The organism is Streptomyces sp. NPDC093795, assembly GCF_044764665.1.
GTDB lineage: Bacteria > Actinomycetota > Actinomycetes > Streptomycetales > Streptomycetaceae > Streptomyces.
The window spans coordinates 705,544-728,360 of record NZ_JBIWIO010000002.1; the positions used below are offsets into that span (position 1 = coordinate 705,544).

General features: G+C 72.5%; 23 protein-coding genes and 1 pseudogene. 14 read left to right on the forward strand and 10 right to left on the reverse strand.

Going from position 1 to position 22,817, the window contains the following annotated elements; translation table 11 throughout:
• Positions 1-87: 87 nt before the first annotated feature.
• Both ACIRB7_RS08200 and ACIRB7_RS08205 read left to right on the forward strand, forming a co-directional pair.
• Complete coding sequence (locus ACIRB7_RS08200) at positions 88-822, forward strand: class I SAM-dependent methyltransferase (RefSeq protein WP_403594029.1); 735 nt, start codon at positions 88-90, stop codon at positions 820-822.
• The gene (locus ACIRB7_RS08205; RefSeq protein WP_403594032.1) at positions 819-1,895 is read left to right on the forward strand and encodes a prenyltransferase; all 1,077 of its coding nucleotides are present in this window, start codon (positions 819-821) and stop codon (positions 1,893-1,895) included. Before ACIRB7_RS08200 ends, ACIRB7_RS08205 begins: the two co-directional genes overlap by 4 nt.
• Before the next feature lie 21 nt (positions 1,896-1,916).
• On the opposite strand, the gene ACIRB7_RS08210 is transcribed toward ACIRB7_RS08205, so the two are convergent.
• Positions 1,917-2,210 carry a hypothetical protein gene (locus ACIRB7_RS08210; protein ID WP_403594035.1) on the reverse strand — a complete coding sequence of 98 codons (294 nt, stop codon included), beginning with the start codon at positions 2,208-2,210 and terminating at the stop codon, positions 1,917-1,919.
• A 129-nt stretch (positions 2,211-2,339) separates the two neighbouring features.
• Between ACIRB7_RS08210 and ACIRB7_RS08215 the strand changes: the two genes are divergently transcribed.
• Entirely contained in the window at positions 2,340-2,906 is a 567-nt protein-coding gene (locus ACIRB7_RS08215) for a hypothetical protein (RefSeq protein WP_403594418.1), read from the forward strand.
• A 2-nt stretch (positions 2,907-2,908) separates the two neighbouring features.
• Here the strand turns inward: ACIRB7_RS08215 and ACIRB7_RS08220 are convergent, their stop codons facing one another.
• The 3 genes from ACIRB7_RS08220 to ACIRB7_RS08230 form a co-directional block, all read right to left on the reverse strand.
• On the reverse strand, positions 2,909-3,919 hold the full coding sequence (locus ACIRB7_RS08220) for an LLM class F420-dependent oxidoreductase (protein ID WP_403594038.1): 1,011 nt from the start codon (positions 3,917-3,919) through the stop codon (positions 2,909-2,911).
• Between the two features lie 113 nt (positions 3,920-4,032).
• Entirely contained in the window at positions 4,033-4,896 is an 864-nt protein-coding gene (locus ACIRB7_RS08225) for a hypothetical protein (protein ID WP_403594041.1), read from the reverse strand.
• Positions 4,897-5,011: 115 nt separating this feature from the next.
• Positions 5,012-5,881: an N-acetylmuramoyl-L-alanine amidase gene (locus ACIRB7_RS08230; RefSeq protein WP_403594044.1), complete on the reverse strand. Its 870-nt coding sequence runs from the start codon at positions 5,879-5,881 to the stop codon at positions 5,012-5,014.
• 488 nt (positions 5,882-6,369) lie between these two features.
• Between ACIRB7_RS08230 and ACIRB7_RS08235 the strand changes: the two genes are divergently transcribed.
• On the forward strand, positions 6,370-8,433 hold the full coding sequence (locus tag ACIRB7_RS08235) for a hypothetical protein (protein WP_403594046.1): 2,064 nt from the start codon (positions 6,370-6,372) through the stop codon (positions 8,431-8,433).
• A gap of 39 nt (positions 8,434-8,472) precedes the next feature.
• On the opposite strand, the gene ACIRB7_RS08240 is transcribed toward ACIRB7_RS08235, so the two are convergent.
• Entirely contained in the window at positions 8,473-9,102 is a 630-nt protein-coding gene (locus ACIRB7_RS08240) for a class I SAM-dependent methyltransferase (protein ID WP_403594049.1), read from the reverse strand.
• Positions 9,103-9,148: 46 nt separating this feature from the next.
• Positions 9,149-9,556, reverse strand: a complete 408-nt coding sequence (locus tag ACIRB7_RS08245; RefSeq protein WP_403594051.1) for an ATP-binding protein — start codon at positions 9,554-9,556, stop codon at positions 9,149-9,151.
• An 84-nt stretch (positions 9,557-9,640) separates the two neighbouring features.
• On the opposite strand from ACIRB7_RS08245, the gene ACIRB7_RS08250 reads away from it, so the two are divergent.
• Both ACIRB7_RS08250 and ACIRB7_RS08255 read left to right on the forward strand, forming a co-directional pair.
• Positions 9,641-10,480 (forward strand): Scr1 family TA system antitoxin-like transcriptional regulator, encoded by an 840-nt coding sequence (locus ACIRB7_RS08250; RefSeq protein WP_403594055.1) that lies wholly within the window; start codon positions 9,641-9,643, stop codon positions 10,478-10,480.
• The gene (locus tag ACIRB7_RS08255; protein WP_403594058.1) at positions 10,449-10,721 is read left to right on the forward strand and encodes a DUF397 domain-containing protein; all 273 of its coding nucleotides are present in this window, start codon (positions 10,449-10,451) and stop codon (positions 10,719-10,721) included. The genes ACIRB7_RS08250 and ACIRB7_RS08255 overlap by 32 nt, the downstream gene beginning before the upstream one ends.
• Positions 10,722-10,742: 21 nt before the next feature.
• On the opposite strand, the gene ACIRB7_RS08260 is transcribed toward ACIRB7_RS08255, so the two are convergent.
• On the reverse strand, positions 10,743-11,525 hold the full coding sequence (locus tag ACIRB7_RS08260; RefSeq protein ID WP_403594060.1) for a hypothetical protein: 783 nt from the start codon (positions 11,523-11,525) through the stop codon (positions 10,743-10,745).
• Between the two features lie 76 nt (positions 11,526-11,601).
• Positions 11,602-12,003: a DUF4259 domain-containing protein gene (locus ACIRB7_RS08265; RefSeq protein ID WP_403594421.1), complete on the reverse strand. Its 402-nt coding sequence runs from the start codon at positions 12,001-12,003 to the stop codon at positions 11,602-11,604.
• Positions 12,004-12,118: 115 nt separating this feature from the next.
• On the opposite strand from ACIRB7_RS08265, the gene ACIRB7_RS08270 reads away from it, so the two are divergent.
• From ACIRB7_RS08270 to ACIRB7_RS08290, 5 genes are all read left to right on the forward strand, one after another.
• Positions 12,119-12,424, forward strand: a complete 306-nt coding sequence (locus ACIRB7_RS08270; RefSeq protein WP_403594063.1) for a hypothetical protein — start codon at positions 12,119-12,121, stop codon at positions 12,422-12,424.
• Between the two features lie 154 nt (positions 12,425-12,578).
• On the forward strand, positions 12,579-14,741 hold the full coding sequence (locus tag ACIRB7_RS08275; RefSeq protein ID WP_403594065.1) for an acyl-CoA dehydrogenase: 2,163 nt from the start codon (positions 12,579-12,581) through the stop codon (positions 14,739-14,741).
• Positions 14,742-14,752: 11 nt separating this feature from the next.
• Positions 14,753-15,946, forward strand: a complete 1,194-nt coding sequence (locus tag ACIRB7_RS08280; protein WP_403594424.1) for a lipid-transfer protein — start codon at positions 14,753-14,755, stop codon at positions 15,944-15,946.
• A gap of 148 nt (positions 15,947-16,094) precedes the next feature.
• Entirely contained in the window at positions 16,095-17,579 is a 1,485-nt protein-coding gene (locus ACIRB7_RS08285; protein ID WP_403594068.1) for an MFS transporter, read from the forward strand.
• A 14-nt stretch (positions 17,580-17,593) separates the two neighbouring features.
• The gene (locus ACIRB7_RS08290; protein ID WP_403594071.1) at positions 17,594-18,883 is read left to right on the forward strand and encodes a phosphatidylserine/phosphatidylglycerophosphate/cardiolipin synthase family protein; all 1,290 of its coding nucleotides are present in this window, start codon (positions 17,594-17,596) and stop codon (positions 18,881-18,883) included.
• Between the two features lie 92 nt (positions 18,884-18,975).
• Here ACIRB7_RS08290 and ACIRB7_RS08295 read toward each other — a convergent pair.
• Together ACIRB7_RS08295 and ACIRB7_RS08300 are read right to left on the reverse strand one after the other, a co-directional pair.
• A pseudogene (locus ACIRB7_RS08295) lies at positions 18,976-19,371 on the reverse strand (response regulator); the annotation flags it as partial.
• 212 nt (positions 19,372-19,583) lie between these two features.
• Positions 19,584-19,778, reverse strand: a complete 195-nt coding sequence (locus ACIRB7_RS08300; protein ID WP_403594074.1) for a hypothetical protein — start codon at positions 19,776-19,778, stop codon at positions 19,584-19,586.
• Here ACIRB7_RS08300 and ACIRB7_RS08305 point away from each other — a divergent pair.
• Genes ACIRB7_RS08305 through ACIRB7_RS08315 form a run of 3 tightly spaced genes read left to right on the forward strand, consistent with a single transcriptional unit; the run spans position 19,771 to position 22,750 of the window.
• A complete protein-coding gene (locus ACIRB7_RS08305) occupies positions 19,771-20,643 on the forward strand; it encodes a MaoC/PaaZ C-terminal domain-containing protein (RefSeq protein WP_403594076.1) in 873 nt (290 codons plus the stop codon). The genes ACIRB7_RS08300 and ACIRB7_RS08305 overlap by 8 nt on opposite strands.
• A gap of 38 nt (positions 20,644-20,681) precedes the next feature.
• Complete coding sequence (locus ACIRB7_RS08310) at positions 20,682-21,758, forward strand: Zn-dependent alcohol dehydrogenase (protein ID WP_403594079.1); 1,077 nt, start codon at positions 20,682-20,684, stop codon at positions 21,756-21,758.
• A 50-nt stretch (positions 21,759-21,808) separates the two neighbouring features.
• Positions 21,809-22,750, forward strand: coding sequence for a 3-oxoacyl-ACP reductase (locus ACIRB7_RS08315; RefSeq protein WP_403594082.1), 942 nt, complete (start codon positions 21,809-21,811; stop codon positions 22,748-22,750).
• Positions 22,751-22,817 lie beyond the last annotated feature (67 nt).

Sequence of the window (22,817 nt, forward strand, 5' to 3'; positions counted from 1 at the left end):
CTGCCCACAACCTGGCGGCAGTGCCTGCCCACAACCAGGCGGCGTCTGCCCTCCCTCACCCTTCCACCCCGAAAGCAGGACGACCCCGTGCTGACCGTCGACTTCACCCGCTTCCCGCTCGCCCCCGGCGACCGTGTGCTCGATCTGGGCTGTGGGGCGGGCCGGCACGCCTTCGAGTGTTACCGGCGGGGCGCGCAGGTCGTGGCCCTCGACCAGAACGCCGAGGAGATCCGCGAGGTCGCGAAGTGGTTCGCGGCGATGAAGGAGGCCGGGGAGGCCCCGGCGGGCGCGACCGCCACCGCGATGGAGGGCGACGCGCTCAACCTGCCGTTCCCCGACGCGTCCTTCGACGTCGTCATCATCTCCGAGGTCATGGAGCACATCCCGGACGACAAGGGCGTCCTCGCCGAGATGGTCCGCGTCCTCAAGCCGGGCGGCCGCATCGCGATCACCGTGCCCCGCTACGGCCCCGAGAAGATCTGCTGGACGCTCTCCGACGCGTACCACGAGGTCGAGGGCGGCCACATCCGCATCTACAAGGCCGACGAACTCCTCGCCAAGATCCGGCAGGCCGGCCTCAAGCCGTACGGCACCCACCACGCGCACGCGCTGCACTCGCCGTACTGGTGGCTCAAGTGCGCCTTCGGCGTCGACAACGACAAGGCGCTGCCGGTCCGCGCGTACCACAAGCTCCTGGTCTGGGACATCATGAAGAAGCCCGCCCTGACCCGGGTCGCCGAGCAGCTGCTCAACCCGGTCGTCGGCAAGAGCTTCGTGGCGTACGCGACCAAGCCCCACCTCCCGAAGGCCGACGCCAAGTGACCTCTCCCGAGCGGATCGCGGAGCACCTCCTCCTGCCCGGGGTCCTCACCGCCGAGCAGGCCGCCGAGACCGTCGCCGGGATACTCGCCGTGCAGCGCGAGGACGGCGCCATACCGTGGTTCCGGGGCCATCACCTCGACCCGTGGGACCACACCGAGGCCGCCATGGCCCTGGACGCGGCCGGCGAGCACGCCGCCGCCGCCCGTGCCTACGAGTGGCTCGCCCGGCACCAGAACAGCGACGGCTCCTGGTACGCGGCCTACCACGACGGCGACCCGGCCGACGTCACCGACCGCGGCCGTGAGTCCAACTTCGTCGCGTACATCGCGGTCGGCGTCTGGCACCACCACCTGTCCACCGGCGACGACGCCTTCCTCGACCGGATGTGGCCCACCGTCTACGCGGCCGTCGAGTTCGTCCTCGCGCTCCAGCAGCCGGGCGGCCAGATCGGCTGGAAGCGCGAGACCGACGGCACACCCGTCGACGACGCGCTCCTGACCGGCAGTTCGTCGATCTACCAGGCGCTCCGCTGCGCCCTCGCCATCGCCGAGGCCCGTGAGGAGCCGCAGCCCGACTGGGAGCTGGCGGCCGGGGCGCTCGGCCACGCGATCCGCCGGCACCCCGAGCGTTTCCTCGACAAGTCCCGCTACTCGATGGACTGGTACTACCCGGTCCTCGGCGGCGCGCTCACGGGCCCCGAGGCGCAGGCCCGTATAGACGCCGACTGGGACGCGTTCGTCGTCCCCGAGCTCGGTGTGCGCTGCGTCCTGCCCAACCCGTGGGTCACGGGCGGCGAGAGCTGCGAACTCGCCCTCGCCCTGTGGGTGATGGGGGAGTCCGACCGGGCCCTCACCGTCCTCCAGTCCATCCAGCATCTGCGCGCCGAGAACGGCATGTACTGGACGGGTTACGTCTTCGAGGGCGACCGGGCCGTGTGGCCCGAGGAGCTCACCGCCTGGACGGCCGGCTCGCTGCTCCTCGCCGTGGCGGCGCTGGGCGGCGACGAGGCGACCGGGGCGGTGTTCGGGGGCGAACGACTGCCGAGGGGCCTCGAACCGGACTGCTGCGGGTGAACCCGAGGGCCGTGACGGCCCTCAGTGGCGGCGCAGCAGGCGCCCCGCCACCGTGTGCCCGATGACGAGGTACACGACGGCGGCGAGGCCGTAGCCCGCGACGACCCGCGCCCAGGCCTCGTCGAAGGTGAACAGGTCGTGCGACCAGCCCGCCAGCCAGCGGGCGGCGTCCTGGACGAAGTCCACCAGGCCGTTGCCCCGGTTGGCGCCCAGCAGGTACATGAGGATCCAGAGGCCGATGATGGCGGCCATGACATCGGCGACGACGCTGATGACTCTCGCCGCTTGCGTGGTGTTGCTCCGTCCGGAAGTCATACCCCTCGCGTTACCGCGCGTCGCCCTTCGAAACCCGTACGGAGTCGCCTGGGTGGCGGCCGTGCGGGCCCGGGGTGAGGCTGGCGCCATCGCCCCCAGGGAGGTCCTGTCGTGCCCGTCGCGTCCGTCATGCCCACCGTGCCCGTCGTACCCAGAAGTGTCTCGCGTGGAGTCGTGGCGCTGCTGCTGTCGTGCGCTCTGCTCCTCACCACCGCCGCCTGTGGTGGCGGCGACGACGCGCAGAGCGTGAGCGGGGCCGCGACTCCGTCGAGTACGAGCACCTTCGAGCAGCAGAAGCTCGCCAAGACGCGGTTCGTGGCCAACGCCGGGCTCGCCGCGGGTGCCACGTACCAGTGGATCGTGAAGCCGTACCGGGCGGGCAAGTTCAAGAAGGGCGCGGACGGGCGGACCTTCGCCCTGGTGAAGGCGGGCCTCGCGGGCGCGTTCACGTACAACAGGCTGAAGGCGGCGGTGAACAACGCCAAGGGCGACCCGCTGCTCTCGAAGGCGGTCGCGCCGCTCTCGGCGGGGATCGACTCGCTCAAGGACCTCGGCACGAAGCTGCGCAAGGGCGAGGCGGGCGACGCGGACGTCGGCGCCTTCGAGAACATCATCAACAGCGTCAAGGACGCGGGGAAGAGCGCGGGCGCCGAGGTCGTCGACAAGGTGCCCAGTACGTCCCAACTGGGCGGGTGACGCTAGGAGTTCAGCTCCGCGAGGAGTCCGAGCGTGGCGGGGTCCGGTGAGGTGACGAGCAGGTCCGTCACCGGGCCCCGCCGCCATTTCTCCAGGCGTCCGGCGATCCGCTCCCGGGGGCCGACGAGGGAGATCTCGTCCGCGAAGGCGTCCGGGACGGCGAGCACCGCCTCCTCCCGCCGCCCCGCCGCGAACAGCTCCTGGACGCGTCCGGCCTCCTTCTCGTACCCCATCCGTCCCATCAGGTCGGCGTGGAAGTTGCGGGTCGCGTGCCCCATGCCGCCGATGTAGAAGCCCAGCATCGCCTTGACCGGCAGCAGTCCGGCCGCCACGTCCTCGCAGAGCTGGGCGCGGACCATGGGCGCGACGAGGAATCCTTCGGGGAGCGGGTCCGGCAGGGCGTACACCTCGGCCCAGCGGTCAGGCGGCCAGTACAGCGGCAGCCAGCCGTCCGCGATGGCGAGGGTCTGCGCGATGTTCTTCGGTCCCTCGGCGCCGAGCAGGACGGGGACGTCGGGGCGGAGCGGATGGGTGATCGGCTTGAGCGCCTTGCCGAGGCCGGTGCCGTCCGTCCCGGTGTACGGGTGGGAGTGGTGCCGTCCTTCGAGCCGGACCGGGCCCTCGCGGCGCAGCACCTGGCGGACCACGTCCACGTACTCGCGGGTCGCGGTCAGCGGCGAGCGGGGGAAGGGGCGCCCGTACCAGCCCTCGACGACCTGCGGCCCCGACAGGCCGAGTCCGAGCATCACGCGCCCGCCGGAGAGGTGGTCGAGGGTGAGCGCGTGCATCGCGGTGGTTGTGGGGGCGCGGGCGGCCATCTGCGCGACGGCGGTGCCGAGCTTGATACGGGTGGTGTGGGCGGCGATCCAGGTCAGCGCGGTGAAGGCGTCGGAGCCCCAGGCCTCGGCCGTCCACACGGAGTCGTAGCCGAGCCGTTCGGCCTCGCGGGCGAGGTCGAGATGGGCGGGGGAGGGGCCGCGGCCCCAGTAGCCGAGGGCGAGTCCCAGTCGCATGCCCGCATCCTTTCTGACGGTACGTCAGCTCACGCGATGCGGGGGACTGTACGGCAACGGCCCCCCGCCCGGAAGGGATTCCGGACGAGGGGCCGTGTGTGCGTACGGCGAGATCAGCCGCGCTGGATGCCCGTCGTGTCCTGGAGGACACCGCGACGGCCGTCCTGCGTCTGCGCCACCAGGGCGGGACCGCGCTGCTCGACCGCGAGGTACCAGGTACCCGGCGCCAGTTCGGCGATCGGCGCCTGGGAGCCGTCCTCCGCGTACAGCTGGCGGGCGACCGGGACGGCGAACCAGAACGGCGCGAAGTCCGAGGCCGGCTGCGCCTGAGCTGCCGGAGCCTGGGCCTGCGGCTCGGGCTGGTGCGAGGCCTGCGGCTGCGGGGTGCCGGCCTGCGCGCCGAACGGCTGGCCCGCGCCCTGCGAGGGGTCCTGCGGCCCGCCGTACGGCTGCTGCTGCGCGCCGGGGTAGCCGTAGCCGCCGGGGACGCCCTGCGGGCCGGGGTGGCCGGGCTGCATGCCGTACGGCTGCGGGGTCTGCGGCTTGGGGGCGCCGACGAGCGGGGCCTTGAGGGCGGGGACCAGCGGTCCGGCCACGGCGGCACCGGCCGCGACCAGGGCGGCGATCAGGCCGAGGATCAGGCCCGCGCCGGCGTTGTTCGCCTCGAAGATCCACATGAGCAGGGTCCAGGCGGACGCGATGGTGAACGCCGTGCCGACCTGGCCCAGCTCGAGGCCGGCCACCTTGCGCTGCTGCGGCAGGCCGCGGGAGAGGACGACGAGCGCGACGCCGACGATGCCGAGGAAGAAGGCACCCCAGCCGAGGGGCGACGCCTCCCACGAGTTCGGGAGGTCGACCGCGTCGCAGATCGAGTCGGGGCCGTCGCAGCTGGCGTAGCCGAGGAACGAGGCGATGAACAGCACCACCGCTGCACCGATCAGCACGCCATCGCCTCGGGTGAGGGAGCGGATATTCACGTAAGAAGTCCTTCGTCGGGTCGTCGGTCGTCGCGTCGGGGTGGCACTTCGGGGGCCAGGCACGGGGCGGCCCCATCGTACGGAGCGTACGGAGGGAATCTATCGCCCGCGGGTTCTACCCCTTGAGGTAGGTGGCGATGCCGTCCGCGATCCCCTGGGCCGCCTTCTGTCGCCACTGCGCGGACGTGAGCAGCTGTGCGTCCTTCGGATCACGCATATTGCCGCATTCGACGAAGACCTTGGGGACGGTTGAGAGATTGAGTCCGCCGAGATCGTCACGGACGTCCAACCCCGTACCGGAGCCCAGGTAGTTGGAGGCTGCCGTTCCGGTGGCGTGGGCGAACCGGTCGGCGATCCGCTCGCCCAGCTCGCGGGAGGGGCCGACGATCCCAGCCGTGTCGGCGGAGCCCTCGCGCACGTGTGCGGGCAGGATCACATGGAAACCGCGGTGTCCGGCGGCGGAGCCGTCCGCGTGGACGGAGACGACGGCGTCGGCGCGGGCCTCGTTGCCGATCCGGGCGCGCTCGTCGATGCACGGCCCGAAGGGGCGGTCGGCGTCATGGGTGAGGACCACGGTGGCGCCGCGTGCGGCGAGGAGGTCCCGCAGCCGGTGGGAGACGTCGAGGGTGAAGGACGCCTCGGTGTAGCCGGCGTTCGTGGAGGTGCCGGTGGTGTCGCACTCCTTGCGGTGCGTCCCGATGTCCACCTTCTTGTTGATCTCCGTGGAGTGACGGAAGTTACCGGGATTGTGGCCGGGGTCGATCACGACGGTCCGCCCGGCGAGTGAAGCGGCCGCCGGCTGCGGGGAGGAGGAGAGGGGCGGCGGGGAGGGCGTCGCACTGCTCGGCCGGGCCTCCGGGGACGACTTCCCGGTGGGGGGCGAGGCCTGGGAGGCTCCGCACCCGGCGAGCGCGGCGCAGCAGCCCGTGGCGGCGAGGGCGAGGGCGAGGGTACGGCAGACGGTGTTCCGGTGGTCGTACGGCACCCCGCGACTTTAGGCCCTGTCCGGGGCGAAATGCGGGAGGGGTACGTCGCAGGTTGGTCACCGGCCGACCGGAACGGTGGACGCGTGTGCGTGAACCGTGAAGGGTAGGTGGGAAGGGCGACGGTGGGGTGTCACCGCGCATGGACCCACGAGGGGGAACCGTGGTGGGGGAAGAACCGAACGACGCACGTCCGGAACCGAGAGACGCACGCCCGGAGTCGGGTGACGCGCTCCTGAAGTCGGGTGGTGCGCGCCCGGAGCCGAGTGACGCACGACCCGAGCCGAGTGACGCGCGCCCGGAACCGAACGACAGACCTGTGGGCGAGGCTTCGGGTGCCGCCGGCGCCGCCGCGGCCTCCGAGGCGCCGTGGGCCGCACCGGCTTCGGCGACGCCGCCGACGCCGCCGACGCCACCGGTGGCTCCGGCCGCGCCGGTGGCTCCGGCGGCCGTGGCCGCACCACCGGCTCCGGCTGCTCCGGTCGCGCCGGTGGCTCCTGCGGTCGCGGCCGCACCTCCGGCCCCGGCGGCGCCCGTGGCGCCTCAGGCCCCTCCGGCCCCCGCGGTCTCGGAGGCCCCTCAGGCCCCTCCGGCGCCCGCCGCCCCGGCCGCCCCGCCCGGCGGGGCGCACACGCTGGCCTTCGGCCAGCCGCCCGCCGCGCCGCCCCCGGCGGCCTCCGCCCCGCCCGGCGGGGCGCCCACGCTCGCCTTCGGCCAGCCGCCCGCCGCGCCGCCCGCCGCGCCGCCCGCGGCGACCGCCCCCACCCCGCCCCCCGCGGCGGCTTCCGTCCCGCCCCCGGCGGCCTCCGCCCCGCACGGCGAGGCCCCCGCCCCGGCCGGCCCCGCGCCCCACTGGCCCGGAGCCGCAGCCGCAGCCGATAGCGGAGCCGGAGCCGAAACCGGAGCCGGCGCCGTACCGCCGCCCACCGCCCCGCCCACCGCCCCTCCCGGCTACGGCCCCCCGCCGGGCCCTCCCGGCTACGGCCCTCCGGGTTACGGCCCGCCCGGCTACGGCCCGCCCCCCGGATACGGCGGCGCCGAGCCGCCCACGCCGCCGCCCGCCGACTCCAACCCCGCCCAGGCCGCCATGATCGGCCTGCTCAACCTCTCCTGCCTGGGCCTCGGTTACGTCCTCCTGCGCAACTGGATCGGCGCCGCCCTCTGCTGGATCGCCACCGCCGCCCTCCTCTTCATCGCGCTCCCCGCCGACGTCGACGGTGTGCCCCTCGGGCTCCTCGCCGGCTACGGCGTCTTCCTGCTCGCCGTCGCCGCCGACGGCGCCAGGCGCGGACTGCGCGCGAACCTCCGGATCGGCACCGCCTTCCGCCGCCTCGCGCTGCCGCTCGCCCTCGTGCTGCTCGCCGTACCCGCGGGCGGTTCGCTCGCGTACGGCGCGGCCCGCGACGAGGCGAAGGAGCAGGCCCTGCTCGAACAGCTCGCCGCCGCCGACACGTTCGTGAAGGCCGCCGAAGGAATCGCCTTCGACAAGGCCGAGCCGATCTTCCGCAAGGGACTCGTCATCTACCAGGACCTCGGCACGAAGCACGCGGGCTCGCGGGCGGGGAAGCTCGTCCCCGCGCGGCTCGACACGTACTACGAGACGGTCTCCGCCCCATACAAGGACAAGAAGTACTGCGCGGCCGTCCCGGCGCTCAAGCACCTCCGGGGACTCCCCGCCACCTTCGACAAGGGTCTCCTGGGCTCCCGACCCGCCAAGACCGACGAGCCGCTCGCCGAGTCGCTCTACGAGTGCGGCACGGCGGCGCTCGGCGTACAGGCCGCCGACCCGCCCGCCAGCGAGAGCCTCAACGAGCTCCTCGACACCTTCCCGAAGTCCGCCCAGGCCACCCGTGTCGAGCCGGCCGCACGGGCGGCCGTCAAGGCCCGGACGGGCGCGCTCGGCGGGGCGGAGCCCTGCGACGCGACCACCGAGCTGCGCGCCCTGCACTCCTCCCTCGACAACATGACGGACCCGTCTTTCGAGGCCGTGGCGAAGGAGGCCGCCGCCGGGGTCCAGAGGGGCGACTTCGCCTGCGGGACCGACTACTTCAGGGACAAGGAGTTCACCACCGCGGCCAAGGCCATGTCGGACTACGCCACGACGTACCCGAGCAGCCCGCAGGCCGCGCACGCCCGCTCCATCGCCATCGCCGCCGAGATCGCAGAGGAGGAGCCCGAGGCCGGCAGGAAGCTGCCTTCGGCCGACGTCCCCGGCGGCGCCCGGATGGTGATGGTGGTGAGCAACGACGGCCCCGGTGAGGTCGAGCTGCTCTACACGGGCCCGACGACCGGCAAGGTCACGATCGACGCGTGCAAGACCTGCACGAAGTACCGGACTCCGATCCTCACCATCTCGCCGAAGATCAAGGCCTGCACGGGCCCCGCGTCGAAGTACCCGAAGACGACCCTGCTGCTGCCCGCAGGCAACTACCACTTCCTCCAGAAGCGGGCCACGACCGGCGCGTCCACGGCCGGTGACACCAAGTCGAGCAAGACGAAGATCGAACCCGGCTACAGCTACACCAACTGCCTGTACGTGACCTCGCTGTACTGACCTGGCTGGACAGGCCTGGCTGTACCGGCCTCCGCGTGCTCAGCGGCGGCGCAGCACCCGCAGCGAGTCGGTGACGGAGACCTCGTCGAAGTCGCCCGACTCGAGCGCGCGGAGGTAGATCCGGTACGGCGCCTGGCCGCCGTCCTCCGGATTCGGGAAGACGTCGTGGATGACGAGCAGGCCCCCGGGGGCGACCTTGGGGGCCCAGCCCTCGTAGTCGTTGGTGGCGTGCTCGTCGGTGTGGCCGCCGTCGATGAACACGAGCCCGAGCTGCCCGGCCCACACCTTCGCCACCTGCGGCGACCGCCCGACGACGGCGACCACATGCTCCTCGAGGCCCGCCTTGCGCAGGGTCCGCCGGAAGGTGGGAAGGGTGTCCATGACCCCCACCTCGGGGTCGACCACGCTCGCGTCGTGGTACTCCCACCCCGGCTGCTGCTCCTCGCTGCCCCGGTGGTGGTCCACGGTCACCGCGACCGTCCCCGCCTGCCGGGCCACGTCCGCGAGCAGGATCGTGGAGCGCCCGCAGTACGTGCCGACCTCGAGCAGCGGCAGCCCGAGCTTCGCGGCCCCGGCAGCCGCCTCGTACAGCGCGAGCCCCTCCCCGACGGGCATGAACCCCTTCGCGGCCTCGAAGGCGGCAAGGATCTCGGGCGCGGGCACGGACATGGTGACTCCTACTGGCGGGTACGCGGGTGCGAGCGCCCATCGTGCCCTACGTGTCGCACTCGAACCACACCGTCTTCCCCTCGGCCGTCTCCGTCACCCCCCACCGGTCCGTCACGGCCTCCACGAGAGCGAGCCCCCGGCCGCTCTCCGCCAGCGGATCGGCGAGCTTCGCGATCACCGTCCCGGGGACGCCGTCCGCGACCTCGATCCGCAGCCCGTACGGCTCCCGCAGGATCAGCACGGAACACCGCCGGCCGGGCACGTGCCGGACGACGTTGGCGACCAGCTCGGTGAGCGCGAGCGTGGAGGAATCGGTCAGGCGGTCGAGTTCCCAACGCGTGAGGAGCATGCGCAGGATGCGACGCATGTGACCGGCGGAGTGCTCACCCACGGTGAACCCCATCCGGTAGCTGGCGTCAAGTTCCGCGGGATAGAGGTCGGTTGCGTGATTCATGCCACCAGAATGGGGCCGGATCGTTACGCTCGGCTACGAACTGAACGCAACGCCTCACCGCGTGAGCTTGGGGGTGACCTCGCATTGGTCAACATCCGCAGCCTGGATCCCAGCGCCTCGCCGCTGGACTACTACGGATCAGAACTCCGCCGTTTGAGGGAGGAGGCGAACCTCAGTCAGGCGGAGTTGGGTTCACTCCTCTACTGCACGGCCTCTCTGATCGGTCAGATAGAGACGGCCAAGAAGGTCCCGACGCGCAAGTTCTCGGAGCAGGTCGACCTGGCGCTGCTGACGGGTGGCGTGTTCGCGCGGTTGATCGGGATGGTGCTGAAGAGCCAGCTACCGACGTGGTTCCAGCCCTACGCGGACATGGAAGCGAAGGCGACGTACATCTCGACGTACCAGGCGCAGCTGGTCTACGGACTGCTCCAGACACCCGAATACGCCCGGGCGGTGCTGAGCGTCGAGAACCCGGGGCGGCTGGAGGAGCTGGTGGCGGCTCGGATGGAACGCCAGCGCATCCTGGAGCGGGAGCATCCGCCGGTGGTGTGCGTCGTGCTCGACGAGGCGGTGTTGTACCGGCAGATCGGCGGCGCCGAGGTCATGCGAAACCAACTCGCCCACTTGTTGAGCTTCCTGGATCATCCGTGGATCCAGGTGCAGGTGCTTCCCTTCGAGGTGGGGCAGCACGCGGCGATGATGGGTTCGTTCAACCTCCTGCGCTTCGACGACGACCCGGACCTCTTCTATGCGCCGGTCTATGGCGGGGGGCATATGACCGCCAATCCGCAAGTGATCAGGGAGCGGTCCGTCGGCTACGCTCGGCTGCAAGCCGCAGCCCTCTCCCGAGAGGACTCGGCGGCGCTGATCGAACGCGTGATGAGGGAGCGGTATGGGCACCAACCAGGACCTGCGGTGGCGTAAGTCGTCCTACAGCGGCTCCGACGGCGGCGACTGCATCGAGTGCGCCCCCCTCGGCGCCGCCGCCTGGCGCAAGTCCTCGTACAGCGGCGACACCGGCGGGCAGTGCATCGAGGTCGCCGACCTCACCGCCCACATCGCCGTCCGCGACTCCAAGAACCCCGAAGGCCCCGCCTTCCGTGCCACCCCCGCCGCCTTCACGGCCTTCGTGAGCGCCGCCGTCGAGGGGCGTATCGGCCGCTGATGGCGGGCGGTGCTCGGCGGATCAGTCGCGGTCGAGCCGCGGCAGCGACGCACAGAGGCGCACGGGCAGTTCCGGCAGGACTTTGTGGATGCCCGCGCAACCCGCATCGCCGTTCATGGTGACCGGCCGCCAGCCCGAGGTCTCGGCCCGGTAGAACCAGCGCTGGGAGATACGCGAGGAGCAGCCGGCGTCGGCGTCACCGCACACCGGCCCCATCCGGGTCGACAGGTCAAGGACCAGCCACGTGTCGTCGCAGCCGCGTTCCTCCCAGCTCGTGTGCTGGGGGATGTCCGTGTCGTTGACCGCCTGCTCGTACGAGGACGAGGTGCAACGAGGGGGCGTGGGGTCGCAGCCGTTCTCACCGCACTTCCTCAGGGCGGGCGGGGTGGCACCGGCGGGGGTGTACACGTCCCGGCTGTTCACCATGACCCTGGGAGAACTCAGGGGCTCGCGCAGCTTCACCGTCGCTTCGACCCGCTGCGTCCCGGTGCAGCCGGAGTCCCGGTCCCCGGCAGGGGACTCGTACGTGACCCTCACGTAGACCGTGCCGTGTTCGACGGTCTCGAGTTCACCGCGCAGGCCGCGCACGCAGTCGCGTGCGCCCGCGGGCACTTCGGCGCCGACCACCAGAGACCGGCCGCCGTCGGCGGTACGAACACCGTCGATGCGGATCGGAGCGGAGAGCGTCCAGGCTGTGGCCGCGCCTGGGGCCTCCTCCGTGGTCTCGACGGTCTCGGAACCGCAGCCGGCGAGGACCACCAGAACCGCACCGAGCACGACCATCCGTACGCCCCGCTGCCACATGCCACGCCCCCCGTTCGCCATGGATCGCCTGCGGCGTCATCTGCCTGAGGCGACTCGGAACCTCATTCTGAAAGGATCAGTAGAGCAGGACCGCCCTCAGCTTCCGTATCCCCGCCTTCCACTCCTCGCCGTCCGACTCCTCCCACAGTTCGAGAAGCTCGGACGGCTCGGTGAGGACGCGGTCCAGGGCCTCGACGGCCGCCGGGCGAAGCTCCGGCGGAAGCGCGGGCAGCGGCTCCTTCGGGCCGTACGAGGTGGTGACCGGCTCGCCACCCGGGCACTGCGCCGCGACCAGGGCGGCTGACGCGATCGCCTCCACGGCCACGTCCGAGTCCAGGTACTCGCCGCCGGTCCCGGTCACCTCACGGAACGTGGCACGCAGCACCTCAGCCTTCTTCTCCATCGGGGCCTCGTCCACCCTGTACGAGAAGTCGGCGGCGGTGTCGTTGTCGAAGGGGCCGATGTCCCAGGTGCCCATGGCGTGCTCACTTTCTCCGTCGTCCACGTCCATGAAGATCCTGGCAGGCACCACTGACACCCGCCCGGCCCCGCACGTGGCAGACGCTGTCGGTGGCGGGCGGTAGCCTGCCGGCATGTCGGTCAACATCAATCTCCACTTCACCGTCTCGCAGCTCACGGACATGGCACAGGCCGACGCGGTCGCCGCATCGATCGGCGAGCTGCTGCGCGACGAGGGCATCGAGAACCAGATCAGCTACGGCACGGCCTGCGACGACGGTGTCCACTACGTGTCGGGCGAGACGCAGTTCCCGCTCAGCATCACCCGCTTCGGCCACTGGCAGCCGGAGTTCGAGAGCTCGTTCGCGTTCGCCGTGGCCGAGGCCGCCCCGGCGGCGAAGGGTGTCATCGAGTGGGGTTACCCCGACGAGGAGCGCTGAACGACCAGCGCGGGGCGGGCGGAGTCACGCGTCTCCGCGGAGAACCCGCTCGCGCACTTGCTCCACGGCGCGACCGGCGCCCAGATGCTTGGCCGCCGCACTCGATCCGCATCTGACCTTCCGTCAGAATGAAACGTGTTCTAGTCTGCGCGCCATGGGCATCGCCATCACGCACGAACAGCGGGAGCTCGCGCGATCCGTCCGCGGTCTGCTCGCCCGCGCCGTCCCCCCGGAGGACGTACGCAAGGAGCTCGACGCCCCCGAACCCGCCACCGGACGGCCCGGATACTGGGACGCCTTCGCCGCGCAGGGGCTCCTGGGGCCGCACCTCCCCGAGGAGTACGGGGGAGGCGGCGGCGACCTCGGGGACCTCGCCGTCGTCGTGGAGGAGGCGGCCCGCGCGCTGCTCCCCGGGCCGTACCTCCCCTCCGTCCTCGCCGCCGAACTCCTCCACCGCTCCGGGCAGCGGGAGTCGGCCGCCTCGATCGCGCGCGGGGAGCGCATCGCGGCCGTCGCCCTCGGCGGTACGGGCAGCCTCACCGCCGTCCGTACCGACGACGGGTACCTCCTCGACGGCACCGCGCCCCCCGTCCTCGGCGGCGCCCAGGCCGACCTGGTGATCCTTCGGGCCGTCACACCCGACGGCTCCGTCCGGCTCGCCGTCGACGCCGCCGGCCTCGCCGTACGGCCCCACACCAGCGCCGACCCCACCCGGCCCACCGCCGAGGTCACCGCACGCGCCCTCCACGTCCCCGCCGCACGCGAACTCGCCCTCGACACCGACCTCGTCCACGAGCTCGCCGCCGTCCTCCTCGCCGCCGACGCCTGCGGCACCGCCGCCCGCGCCGTCGAGACCGCCGCCGAACACGCCCGTACCCGCGAGCAGTTCGGACGGCCCATCGGACAGTTCCAGGGCGTCAAACACCTCTGCGCCGACATGCTCGTCCGGCTCGAACAGGCCCGCGCCCTCACCTGGGACGCCGCCCGCTCCACCCATGACCCCGCCCGCCCCCTCACCGCCGCGCTCGCCGCCGCCACCGCCCTCGACACCGCGTACACCTGCGCCAAGGACTGCATCCAGATCCTCGGCGGCACCGGCTTCACCTGGGAGCACGACGCCCACCTGCTGCTCCGCCGCGCCCTCGTCGCCCGCCAGCTCCTCGGCTCCGGCGACCACCACCGCCTCGCCGCCCTCCGGCACGCCGCCGCGGGCGTCCGGCGCGGCCTCCGCCTCGACCTGCCGCCCGAGGCCGACCCGTACCGCGCCGCCGCCCGCGAGGCCCTCGCCCCCGCCGTCGGACTCGACCCGGCCGCCGCCCGGCGCGCCCTCGCCCCCACCGGCTACGCGGCCCCGCACCTCCCGGAGCCGTACGGACTCGGCGCGGGCCCCCTCCAGCAACTGGCCGTCCAACGGGAGCTGGACGAGGCCGGGATCACCGTCTCCGGGCTCGGCATCGCCACCTGGGTCGTCCCCTCCCTCCTCGCCCACGGCACCCCCGCCCAGCAGGCCGAACACCTCGCCCCGACCCTGCGCGGCGAACGCCTCTGGTGCCAGCTCTTCTCCGAACCCGGCGCCGGCTCCGACCTCGCGTCCCTCCGCACCCGCGCCGAACGCACCGAGGACGGGCGCTGGCGGATCAACGGCCAGAAGGTGTGGACGAGCGCCGCCCAGTGGGCCCACCACGGCATCCTGCTCGCCCGTACCGACCCCGCCGCCCCCAAGCACCAGGGGCTCACCTACTTCCTCGTCGACATGCGGAACACCCCCGGCATCGACGTACGGCCGCTCAAGGAGATCACCGGCGACTCCCTGTTCAACGAGGTCTGGTTCGACGACGCGATCCTCCCGGCCGACGCCGTCGTCGGCGAGGTGGACGACGGCTGGCGCGTCGCCCGCAACACCCTCGGCAACGAACGCGTCCACATGGCCGACCAGGTCGTCTTTGACAGCGGTCTCGAAGCCCTCATCGAGCGGGCGGACGGCGCCGACGACTCCGTACGCGTACGGATCGGGGTCCTCCTCGCCGAGGCCCACGCGCTCGCGTGCATCGGCCTGCGCACCACCCTGCTCCAGGTGTCCGGCCTCGAACCGGGCGCGGGCGCCAGCGTCCGCAAGCTCGTCCAGACGCTCCACCAGCAGAAACTCGCCGAACTCAGCCTCGAACTCCTCGGCCCCGAAGGCGCCGTGCGCGAAGGCCCCGGCGAACGGGCCGTCCACGGACTGCTCATGTCCCGCTGCCTCACCATCGCGGGCGGCACCACCCAGGTACAGCTCAATGTCGTCGCCGAGCGCCTGCTCGGCCTCCCGAGGGACTGAGAGGGCACGTGATGAAGGCGTACGTCGTCGGCGTCGGAATGACGAGGTTCGAGAAGCCCGAGACCCGGGACTGGCAGTACTGGGACATGGTCCGCGAGGCCGGCACCGCCGCCCTCACCGACGCGGGCGTCCCCTACGCGCGCGTGGAGCAGGCCGCCGTCGGCTACTGCTTCCAGGCCTCCACCGCCGGACAGCGCGCCGCGTACGAACTCGGCCTCACCGGCATCCCCGTCTACAACCTCAACAACAACTGCGCCACCGGCGCGACCGCCCTCATGGTCGCCCGCCAGTTCGTGGAGGGCGGCCTCGCCGACTGTGTCCTCGCCCTCGGCTTCGAGAAGATGAGCCGGGGCTCGCTCGGCGGCGGAGCGGGCGGGGCCGGTGACTTCGCGACCTCACCCGTCGCCCGCCACTACGGGATCATGGCCGCCGTCCACGGCTTCGAGGCCTCCCCGCCCACCGCCCAGATCTTCGGCAACGCCGCCCGCGAGCACATGGAGCGGTACGGGACGACCGAGGTGCAGCTCGCGGCCGTCGGCGCCAAGAACCACCAGCACTCGGCGAACAACCCGTACGCCCAGTTCCAGGACGTCTACACCGTCGACGAGATCCTCGCCGCGAAGACCGTCCACCGGCCGCTCACCAAGCTCCAGTGCTCGCCCACCTCCGACGGCGCGGCGGCGGCCCTCGTCGTCTCCGAACGCTTCGTCGAGGAACACGGGCTGCGGGGGCGGGCGGTCGAGATCGCCGGGCAGTCGATGACCACCGACACCGAGGAGTCCTTCGCCTCCGGCTCCTGCATCGACGCCGTCGGCCGACCCATGTCCCGGGCCGCCGCCCGGCAGGCGTACGAGCGTTCCGGACTCGGCATCGAGGACGTCGACGTCATCGAGCTCCACGACTGCTTCTCCATCAACGAACTCCTCACGTACGAGGCGCTCGGCATGTGCGAGGAGGGCGCCTCCGGCAAACTCGTCGAGTCCGGGGCGACGACGTACGGCGGACGGTGGGTCGTGAACCCCTCGGGCGGCCTCATCTCCAAGGGCCACCCGCTGGGCGCGACCGGCCTCGCGCAGACCGCCGAGCTGGTGTGGCAACTGCGGGGCGAGGCGGGGGCGCGGCAGGTGACGGGGGCGCGGGTCGGGCTCGCGCACAACATCGGCTTGGGAGGGGCGGCGGTGGTGACGCTGCTGCGGAGGGCGTAGCGGCTGGGGTCCGAGCCTCGGCGGCTGGGGCCTGAGTGGCTGGGGCGCGAGCCGCAGCCGCTTGCGCCCGGGCCGTAGCCGCTCGGGCCCCAGCCGTAGGACTCTCGGTGTATGTACGGGGCGAGAGCGGTCTGCGACCATCACATCCATGCCGCAGAACGACCCCCTCCGCAAGGCCCCCGCGCCCTCCGCCCCACCCCTCCCTTCCCCGCCCGCCCCGGCCCGCCCCTGGCTGGTCGTCCTCGCGGCCTGCGCGGGGCAGTTCCTCGTCGTCCTCGACGTCTCCGTCATGAACGTGGCCCTGCCGTCGCTCAAGGCCGACCTGGGGCTCTCCACCCTGGAACTCCAGTGGGTGCTCAACGCCTACTCGATCGCCTTCGCCGGCTTCATGCTGCTCGGCGGGCGGGCCGCCGACCTCTACGGGCGCAAGGCGATGTTCCTGCTCGGGCTCGGGCTGTTCACCGCGGCATCCGCCGTCGGCGGCATAGCCCCCGAGGGCCAGTACCTGATCGGCGCCCGCGCCGCGCAGGGCCTCGGCGCCGCCCTCCTCGCACCGGCCACCCTCACCCTGATCACGGGCGCCGTCCCGGCCGGCGCCGCCCGTACCCGGGCCATCGGGACCTGGACGGCGGTCGGCGCGGCCGGCGGCGCGGCGGGCGGTTTCGTCGGCGGCCTCCTCGTCGACCTGCTCTCCTGGCGCTGGGTCCTCCTCATCAACGTCCCCATCGGCGTCCTGGTCCTCGCCGCGGGCGTCCTGTGGCTGCGTGAGAGCCGCACCGCCGCCGGCCGCCGCCTCGACCTCCCGGGCGCCGTCCTCGTCACGGCGGGCCTCGCCGCCCTCGCGTACGGCATCGTGCAGACCGAGATGGCGGGCTGGACCGCCCCCGACACGCTGCTGCCGCTGCTCGGCGGCCTCGCCCTCCTCGCCGTCTTCGTCGTCGTGGAGTCCCGCACCGGGGAACCCCTGGTGCCGCTGGGCATCTTCCGCAACCGGGCCGTGTCGGCGGCCAACGCGGCGATCCTGCTGTGCGGTTCGAGCTCGTTCGCCATGTGGTTCTTCATGACGGTGTACGCCCAGAGCGTCCTCGGCTACACCCCGCTCCAGGCCGGTCTCGCCCTCATCCCCAGCTCCATCAGCGTGCTCCTCGGCTCCAAGTTCGCCCCCCATCTGATGCCGGTGGTCGGCGCCAGGAACCTCGCCGTCATCGGCGCGCTCCTCGCCGCCGCGGGCTTCGCCTGGCAGTCGACGCTGACCGCCGACGGCACCTTCCTCGGCACGATCCTGGGCCCCGGCGTCCTCATGATGGCCGGGATCGGCCTCGCCACCACCCCGCTCGCGACCCTCGCCACCTCCAGCGCCTCGCCGGGCGACGCGGGCCTGGTCTCCGGCCTCGTCAACACCTCCCGCACGATGGGCGGCGCGCTCGGCCTGGCGACGCTCACGACCGTCGCGGCGGCCGTCGCGGCGACGGCCCCCGCGGTCCCCTACTCCTCCTACGGTCTCGCACCGGACTTCTCCTACCTCGTCCCCGGCTACGCGATGGCCTTCCGGGTCTCGGCCTGCGTCCTCGTGGCGTCGGCCGCGCTGATGCTGCTCTGGCTGCCCAAGGAGCCGGCCCGACGCGGGGCGTAGGTGAGAATGCCCCCATGATGATCAAGAGCAGGTTCAGGACGGCCGTGACCGCGCTCGCCGTCGGCGCCACCCTGACGGTCGCGCCCTCGGCGTCGGCGGAACCGGTCGTGGCCGTGACCACCGGCGCGATATTCAACGACCCGACGAGCACCGACAAGGCCGCCACGGGACGCATCCTCTTCCACCTGACGGGTCTCGTCGACGGCGCCGAGGCGGGGTCGTCCATCCGGATCTCCCTGTACCTGTTCCACTCGCAGTACATGGCCGAGCGACTGGTCGCCGCCCACAAGCGGGGCGTCTCCGTCCAGGTGGTCCTCGACGCCGACAGCACCTCCGGCGCCGCCACCTACCTCGCGACGGAGCTGGCGAAGCCCGGCAGCGCGCCGTCCTGGGTGCGTACCTGCAAGACGTCGGAGGCCTGCCTCGCCCTGGACCCGGGCACCACGGCCGCGGACCCCGACGGCTGGTACACCAACGTCAACCACAACAAGTTCTTCCTGTTCTCCCGTACCAAGGGCAAGGGCGACACCCCCGTCGACAACGTCGTCGTGCAGTCCTCGGGCAACCTCACCGGGCAGGACACCGACGCCTGGTGGAACGACGCCCTGACGGTGGTGGGCAACACGGAACTGTTCGCCGCGTACACCCGGTACTTCGACGACCAGGCGGCGGCGGCCGTCGGGGAGCGGCCGCAGGTCGCGGACTACGCCCACGACACCCAGGCCGGCAAGGCCAAGGTCTACTTCTTCCCCCGGTCGAGCACCGACGTGGTCGTGAACATCCTGAAGACGGTCGCCCCGGCCGGCACCGCGAACCCCTGCGGCGGCAACTCCCCGGGCTTCGGCACCACCGACGGCCGTACGAAGATCCGCATCGCCCAGGGCCACATCACCCGCACCGAGGTGGCCCGCCAGCTGTGGGAACTCGCCGAGAAGGGCTGCCACGTCGAGATCGTGTACCGCTCGCTGGAGAACTGGGACGAGGCGACCGGCAAGCCCCAGTCGGAGGTGTCCTCCTGGCTGACGAGGCCGACGTCGGGGAAGGGCCGCGTCATCCTGCACAAGCTCGACAACGACGGCCGCGGTGGCTCCGACACCCACACCAAGTACCTGCTGGTCGAGGGCACGTACCTCAACGGAGTCGACAAGAAGATCGTCTTCACCGGCAGCCACACGTACACGGGGATGGCGCTCACGGTCAACGACGAGACGCTGCTCAAGTACGAGGACACGGCCGTCTTCGCCCAGTACGCGACGAACTTCGAGGCCCAGCGCGCGGCCTCCCTCGCGGAACGCGAGCTGTAGGGGTACGCGGCTCCCGCCGCCGCCGCCGCCCGGCCCGCGCCGCCTCCGCTCCGTACGGTCGCGGGCCGTCAGCCCTCCTCCTCCCCGGTGTCCGCCGCCGCGAGCACCGGGTCGATCACCGTCTCCCCGCGCAGCACCTGCCGGACCGCCTCGGCCAGCTCCTCCACCGGCCCGTCCTTGACCAGGAACCCGGCCGCCCCCGCCTCCCTCGCCCGCCGCAGATATCCCGGCCGCCCGGAGGTCGCCAGAACCAGCACCCGGCAGTCCGGCACCTCGTCCCGCAGCTCCCCGGCGGCGTCGAACGCCGACCGTCCGGGCAGCCCGGCGTCGAGCAACGCCACATCGGGCCGGGCGACGAGCGCCGCGTCCACCACCTCGTCGCCCCGCCCGACCTGCGCGACGACCTCGAAGTCGTGCTCCATCCCGAGCAGCATCGCCAACGCGCCCCGTGCCGTCCCCTGGTCCTCGGCGAGCAGGATCCTGATCATTCCGTGGGCTCCCCGTCGTGCGGGCCGGGGCCGCCACGGGGCTCCGCGGCGACCCGGACCGCCCCGGGGGCGGTCCCGGGAACCAGCGTGCCGCCTGCGGCCGCGAACCGCGCGCGCAGGACACGCCGACACCGTTTCTGACGTAACGTCAGGAGGGTTCACAACCGCGATGGGCTCGGCTATACATGGGGACCACCGACCTAGAACGCGTTCTAGAACGGCCGCGTACGGGACGGTCCCCGCACGGCCTCGGTGCGGCCGACGGTGCGGACGGCCGTGCCGAGGTCTTCCCCGACCGGAGTCCCGGAGTCCCGGAGCCCCGGAGTCCCGGGGTCCCGGGGTCCCGAGGTCTTCCCCGCCGCGAGGAGCAGCAGCCCGATCACGAGGAGCAGCAGCCCGATGCCCATCGACCCCGCCAAGGCCGTCGCCGCCGAACCCCGCAGTGCCGAGATCTCCTGGGACCACAAGGACGTCCAGCTCTACCACCTGGGACTGGGGGCGGGTTCGTTCCAGGGCAAGGCCAGTCCCGCCACCGACCCCGACGAGCTCCGCTACACCCTGGAGTCCCGGCTCCACGTCCTGCCCAGCTTCGCCACCGTCGCGGGCGCCGGCATGGGCGTCGTCGGCGGGCTCTCCGCCCCCGGCATCGACATCGACCTCGCCGCCGTCCTCCACGGCGGCCAGTCGATCACGCTCCACCGCCCCGTCCCCGTCGCCGGCCGGGCCGTCTCCACCTCCCGCGTCGCCGCCGTGTACGACAAGGGCAAGGCCGCCGTCCTCGTCCTGCGCTCCGAGGCCGCCGACGCGGACGGCCCGCTCTGGACCAGCGACGCCCAGATCTTCGTACGCGGCGAGGGCGGCTGGGGCGGCGACCGGGGGCCCTCCGAGCGCCTCGCCCTCCCCGACCGCGCGCCCGACGTCACCGCCGAACGCCCGGTCCGCGAGGAACAGGCCCTGCTCTACCGGCTCTCCGGGGACTGGAACCCGCTCCACGCCGACCCCGAGTTCGCCAAGCTCGCCGGCTTCGACAAGCCGATCCTGCACGGCCTCTGCTCGTACGGCATGACCCTCAAGGCGGTGGTGGACACGGTGCTCGGCGGAGACGTCACCCGGGTCCACGCGTACCGCACCCGCTTCGCCGGCGTCGTCTTCCCCGGCGAGACCCTGCGCATCCGGATGTGGGCCGGTGACGGCCGCGTCCAGGTGACGGTGACGGCCGTGGAGCGCGACGACGCCCCCGTACTCGCCGACACCCTCGTCGAACACTCCTGACACTTCCGTACTGCCGTACTCCTGAGGGGAGCCGCACCATGCGCGCAGCCGTACTGCACGAGATCGGCCAGGACAAACTCGAAGTCCTCGACGACGTCGAGGCGGTGGGCTTCGGCCCCGGCAAGGTACGGATCCGGGTCAGGGCCACCGGCCTCTGCCACTCCGACATCTCCGCCATGAACGGCGTCCTCCCGCAGCCCGCCCCCTTCATCCCCGGCCACGAGGGCGCCGGCGAGATCCTCGACGTCGGCGACGGCGTCACCGGACTCGACCAGGGCCAGCGCGTCCTGCTCTGCTGGCTGCCCGCCTGCGGCAACTGCCCCGCCTGCAAGCGCGGCCAGACACAGCTGTGCCTGGCCGGCTTCATGAACGCCGGCACGCCCAACTTCAAGCGCCCCGGCGGCGACCTCTTCGGCTTCGCCGGCACCGGCACCTTCACCGAGGAGGTCGTCGTCGACGCCGGCTGCGCCGTCCCGATCCCCGACGACGTGCCCTTCGAGATCGCCGCCCTCATCGGCTGCGGCGTCACCACCGGCCTCGGCGCCGCCATCAACACGGCCAAGGTGGAAGCCGGTTCGTCGGTCGCCGTCATCGGCTGCGGGGGCGTCGGGATCTCCGCGATCCAGGGCGCCAGACTCCAGGGCGCCGCCCAGATCATCGCCGTCGACCCCGTCGAGTCGCGACGCGAGGCCGCACTCCGCTTCGGCGCCACCGAGGCCGTCGCCCCGGACGCCCTCGCCGACGCCAAGCAGCGGATCACCGGCGGGGAGGGCTTCGACTACGTCTTCGAGGTCGTCGGCAAGTCCGCCACCGCCCGCACCGCGTACGAGACGACCCGGCGCGGCGGCACCCTCTGCGTCGTCGGCGCGGGCGCCCTCGACGACTACCTCAAGATCAGCATGTTCGAGCTGTTCTTCGACGAGAAGCGGATCCTGCCGTCCATGTACGGCGGCGGGGACGTGCTCCGCTCGTACGAGAGGGCCATCGCGCTCTGGCGGGCGGGCCGCATCGACCTGGAGTCGCTCATCACCCACCGGGTGCCGCTCGCGGGCATCAACGAGGCCCTGGAGCAGATGCGTACGGGCGCCGCCCTCCGCACCTGCATCGAGATCTGAGACTTCCGAGATCCGAGGCTCGAACTCCGAGATCTGAGAGGACCCGACCCATGGCACTCCCTCTTGAGGGGCTGAGCGCGATCGTCACCGGCGCCGGGCGCGGTCTCGGCCGCGCCGAGGCCCTGGAACTCGCCCGGCTCGGCGCCGCCGTCGTCGTCAACGACTACGGACAGCCCGGCCGCGACGGCTCCGGCGCGGCCTCCGCCGGGCCCGCCGACGAGGTCGCGGCAGAGATCCGCGCGGCGGGCGGCCGCGCGGTCGCGCACCTCGGCGACGTCTCCGACTTCGAGACCGCCCGGGCCCTGGTCGACCTGGCCGTCGCCGAGTTCGGCAAACTGGACGTCCTGGTCAACAACGCGGGCATCCTGCGCGACCGGATGGTCTTCTCGATGAGCGAGGACGAGTGGGACTCGGTCGTACGGGTCCACCTCAAGGGCCACTTCAACACCACCCACTTCGCCGCCGTGCACTGGCGGGGCCGGGCCAAGGCAGGGGAGACCGGCGTCTACGGCCGGATCGTCAACACCTCGTCCGAGGCCTTCCTCGCCGGTTCGGCCGGTCAGCCCAACTACGCGGCGGCCAAGGGCGGCATCGTGGGCCTGACCACCTCGACGGCCCTCGCGCTCGCCCGGTACGGGGTGACCGCCAACGCGATCTGCCCGCGGGCCAGGACACGGATGACGGAGGACGTGTTCGCCGGCTTCGGCGAGCCGGGGGAGGGCGAGCTCGACCCGCTGTCCCCGGACCACGTGGCGCCGCTCGTCGGCTATCTCGCCTCCCCGGCCGCCTCCGTGGTCAACGGCCAACTGCTCGTCGTTCACGGCGGGATGGTGGCGGTCGTGGACCGGCCGCGGGTGTCGGCCAAGTTCGACACGGCCAAGGAGGCGTTCACGTACGAGGAGCTGGACGGCCTGCTCACCCCGCACTACGCCGCCCGCCCGGCGGGCGAGACCTTCGCGGCGGCGGAGGTGCTGGCCCTGAAGAAGGGCTGAGGGCGGCGGGGGGAAACCGAGGACCGGCCGTCGGGAGACGGTCAGCGGTGGGGAGGACGAAGGGCCC